Source organism: Paenisporosarcina sp. P4_D4 (assembly GCF_056401835.1).
In genome coordinates, this window is sequence record NZ_JBFUIO010000218.1 from 1 (window position 1) to 3,525 (window position 3,525).

The 3,525-nt window shown below is 35.8% G+C and carries 5 protein-coding genes and 1 pseudogene; 2 read left to right on the plus strand and 4 right to left on the minus strand.

All coding sequences use genetic code 11. From position 1 onward, the window contains the following. Window positions 1–159 precede the first annotated feature (159 nt). The 4 genes and pseudogenes from AC1DSL_RS17235 to AC1DSL_RS17250 form a co-directional block, all read right to left on the minus strand. Window positions 160–386 (minus strand): annotated as a pseudogene (locus tag AC1DSL_RS17235) (TIGR03943 family putative permease subunit); the annotation flags it as partial. 41 nt (window positions 387–427) lie between these two features. Beyond that, complete coding sequence (locus AC1DSL_RS17240) at window positions 428–958, minus strand: D-glycero-alpha-D-manno-heptose-1,7-bisphosphate 7-phosphatase (RefSeq protein WP_477533160.1); 531 nt, start codon at window positions 956–958, stop codon at window positions 428–430. 268 nt (window positions 959–1,226) lie between these two features. Continuing rightward, window positions 1,227–2,264 carry a copper resistance D family protein gene (locus tag AC1DSL_RS17245; RefSeq protein ID WP_477533161.1) on the minus strand — a complete coding sequence of 346 codons (1,038 nt, stop codon included), beginning with the start codon at window positions 2,262–2,264 and terminating at the stop codon, window positions 1,227–1,229. After that, window positions 2,261–2,806: a copper resistance CopC family protein gene (locus AC1DSL_RS17250; protein WP_477533162.1), complete on the minus strand. Its 546-nt coding sequence runs from the start codon at window positions 2,804–2,806 to the stop codon at window positions 2,261–2,263. The genes AC1DSL_RS17245 and AC1DSL_RS17250 overlap by 4 nt, the downstream gene beginning before the upstream one ends. 149 nt (window positions 2,807–2,955) lie before the next feature. Between AC1DSL_RS17250 and AC1DSL_RS17255 the strand changes: the two genes are divergently transcribed. Next, on the plus strand, window positions 2,956–3,333 hold the full coding sequence (locus AC1DSL_RS17255; protein ID WP_016427019.1) for an ArsR/SmtB family transcription factor: 378 nt from the start codon (window positions 2,956–2,958) through the stop codon (window positions 3,331–3,333). Then, a partial coding sequence (locus tag AC1DSL_RS17260; protein WP_477533163.1) for a heavy-metal-associated domain-containing protein occupies window positions 3,330–3,525 on the plus strand: 196 nt, incomplete at its 3' end. The genes AC1DSL_RS17255 and AC1DSL_RS17260, both read left to right, overlap by 4 nt.

Genomic DNA, 3,525 nt, shown 5'->3' on the forward strand with positions numbered 1-3,525 from the left:
CTCATCTATCTTATCTTGATTTATTGTTCCATCCGTATTTATCATAACGACGTAATAATCTGAAAAGTCCACCCTTTTCGTCTGTTTTATTACCAAGTGGTAATGGAAACGTTATAAGTAGCTATTTTTACGTTTCTTTTCACAAAAAATTAATATGTTCTATAAATATGGGTCTTTCGGTTCTTTTGTTTTTTTCATCCTTTTACAGTTAACACAGGGATTGTGGATATAAAAGGCTGATAATAGACGGACGAAAGTGTTCCTTTAACATGTATCCATTCGTAATCTTCAATTTTCATATCCTCATGAAATTCACCTAACATCCCGAAAACACCTAAATCTGCTACACAATGTTTGATACCGAATTGAAGAACAAAAAGTTGCCTAAAGCGGACACTATCTTCTTAAAGCGTCAAACAAGCATGCTTTACTTCGCAGTAGCATCTTCTATAATCCAATCCACAGCACTTATTAAGTCCGGGAAAACAGCATCTGCAAGCGGATCACTCTTACCCAAGAATACTCCCTTTGTCCCTGCCTTTTTCCCTGCAATAATATCTGTATCGGTGTCTCCCACCATGTAGGATTGTAATAAATCAATATCATATTTTTTACTAAGATCTATAATTAATTTGCTATTTGGCTTGCGACAGGCACAGCCCGATTTTGGTTTATGGGGACAATAAGCCACGTCATGAATAACTGCCCCTTCCTTCTTTAATTCAGAAATCATATGGTCATGTATTTTATTTAGCTCAGTTTCCTTCATGAATCCCAATCCAACACCGCCTTGATTAGTTACTACAAATATGAAATCAAAGAAAGGATTCAATTTTTTAATTGCTTCTGGAACACCAGGTAAGAAGTATAGCTCATGTGGCTTATTTACAAATTTAACTCTATCCGTTAGCACTTCATTAATAACTCCGTCTCGATCCAAAAATATTGCCTTCTTCATTAAAATCACACCTTTACATGTATTAAACCCGTTCAATAAAAGAACGGGCTTATGCGTATTTGAGGGATATCTCCAAAATTACGACCAACACTTTTTTGATGAACTGCTTTTTTCAAGTTTTCTATTTTATTACCTTCCATTAATTTTGCGAATTGTTTCATTTCTGGATCCAGGTTAGGAATGAAATTKCTATTAAGTTTGAACTAAACATTGCCTATAGAAAAACMGAGAATATACTGTCTTTGCAGTTTTTCCTCGGTTTKCTTTCTTATAAACATTTACAATTTTCAATGAAAATCACCGTCGCAACCCAAGCAAGGCATAAGAAACAAATGGATAGTCCAAAAAAGAGTATGCCTAACAAGTTTAAATCCATGGAAGCATCGATGGGTAAAGAAATGGATTCGGAGTAAACTGTACTAAATAATCTCGCCATTCCATTACTGGCAGCTACTGAGTCAATGTCATGTGGTGCTTCTTGTTGTGCAAGGACAGCTGTCGACGAGAAAATTAATAGTAGAGTAAAACTCTCCGCCTTAACCCAATTACGTGGATTAATAGTTGAGTCCTTTTGAATTTTTCGCTTCATCCAAATTCCGTTGATAATTGCAAAAAAGATAATGGGAATAAGTATTAAGTGCTTAATAAGCAAAGATTGTCCATATGGGAGAATCCAAGTATCTGCATAATTGTTCAAATCAATAACTAAAGTCATCAGAAAGTACCCTGACGCAGCTACTACCAATAAGCAGCTTATGGCTACCGGCGTAAACCATTTTAAAAACGTTAACCAGTTTGCAGAATTCACCGAAAACCAGCTGACTACTATCAATATGCCGACCCAAATTGTTACCGCTAGGAAATGGATGCAATGCGCTACAAATCCACTCCACTCGTTCAGAGAGGCTGAATGACTCGCCCATCCCAACGCTAAGAGAAGAACAAAGGTGAAGGACAATGAAATGACCGTGTGAATTTTTTTAGTGAAAATCGAGAAGATCGAGACATACAGATAAAATGCAATTGATACAAACAGCGTAAATGACCATGCTTGCCCGACTTCAAAGGTAGAAATTACATTTTGTATGGTTACCCATAACCCAATGTCCTCGTAAAGAAAGAGTACGAGTCGTATTACCGGAAAGAGGGAAAAGATCACAATTCCTAAAATAGAAATCTGAATCCATCGTTTACGAATGGTTATTTCCGGTTTTCTACTTCCGGGTATAAGTGACAAGATGAGTGAACCCGTTATGAGTGAGAAACACAAATATAATAGCGTCTCAGATAAATAAATCAAAATCATTTACTTTCTTCCTTTCTCAACAACCAAAAAGTTGTGCCAATAGCTATCAATACCAATAACAAAGCTACGCTAATCATTATGTTATTTGAGTCTTTCGCCTCTTTAACTACTTTTTGATCATTAATGTCACTAGGTGGAGAAATAATCTCTTCAGGGCTCTGTTGAATGGGAACTTCAGAATCTGTTTCCTTCGGGAGTTCCACTCTAAATGAGAAGGTATTTTCAATTGGGTGCCCATCTGCCCCGACTATTTTCCAGTTAACAGTGAACTCTCCTTCTTCTAAGGGTTCCGAAAACCTACCGATCATTTCATTCTGTTTTATTAAGAGTTCTTCAATATGTACCACTACCCCATCTTCATTGATAACTTTAAGAATACTTGTATTCTCAACCGTTGTGTTGAACAGTAAGGTTATGCTTGATAATTCTTCTTTTACGACCTCTCCATTTGCAGGGGTAGAACTTGAAAGTCCAGAATGTCCCAATGCAGAAGGACTAAATATAAAAAGAAATAATAATGTTAAGATGATTAATTTTTTCAACTCTAAATCCTCCTAATGTCTCTTTCCATGATTGTAACAAGAAAACTTCCATATTCAAACAAACATTTGAATATCATTATTGACAATTTACTGTCCCTTGCATACACTAACAATAACAATCAAACAGATATTTGAATGAGGTGAGTATAATGACTAAATTAGTGAAAACAAGTCCAAAAGATATATGTGAAACGACTTGTTTTGATACAGATGTAATAAAGCGAGTTAAACCTAGAATTGAAGAAATCAACAATGTCGAGTTAATATTTAAAGCACTTTCTGATGCAACAAGATTAAAAATCACTTATGCATTGACCATTGAAAAAGAACTGTGTGTTTGCGACGTGGCAAATATTATTGGAACTTCGACAGCTACTGCCTCTCATCATTTACGCTATTTACGTGATATGGGATTAGCTAAATATCGAAAAGAAGGAAAACTCGTTTTTTATTCAGTTGTCGACAATCACGTCCTACAGTTGGTTCGTATTGCACTTGATCATTCGAAAGAAGGTTGGAACAAATGAGTGAAGACAAAAATGTATACAGATTGCAGGGACTATCTTGTACAAATTGTGCTGCCAAGTTTGAAAAGAACATACGGGATATCGAAACGGTCAACGATGTACAGTTAAACTTTGGTGCCTCAAAACTGACTGTTCTCGGGAATGCTTCGATAGAAGAATTAGAAAAAGCAGGTGCATTTAATGGTATTAAAG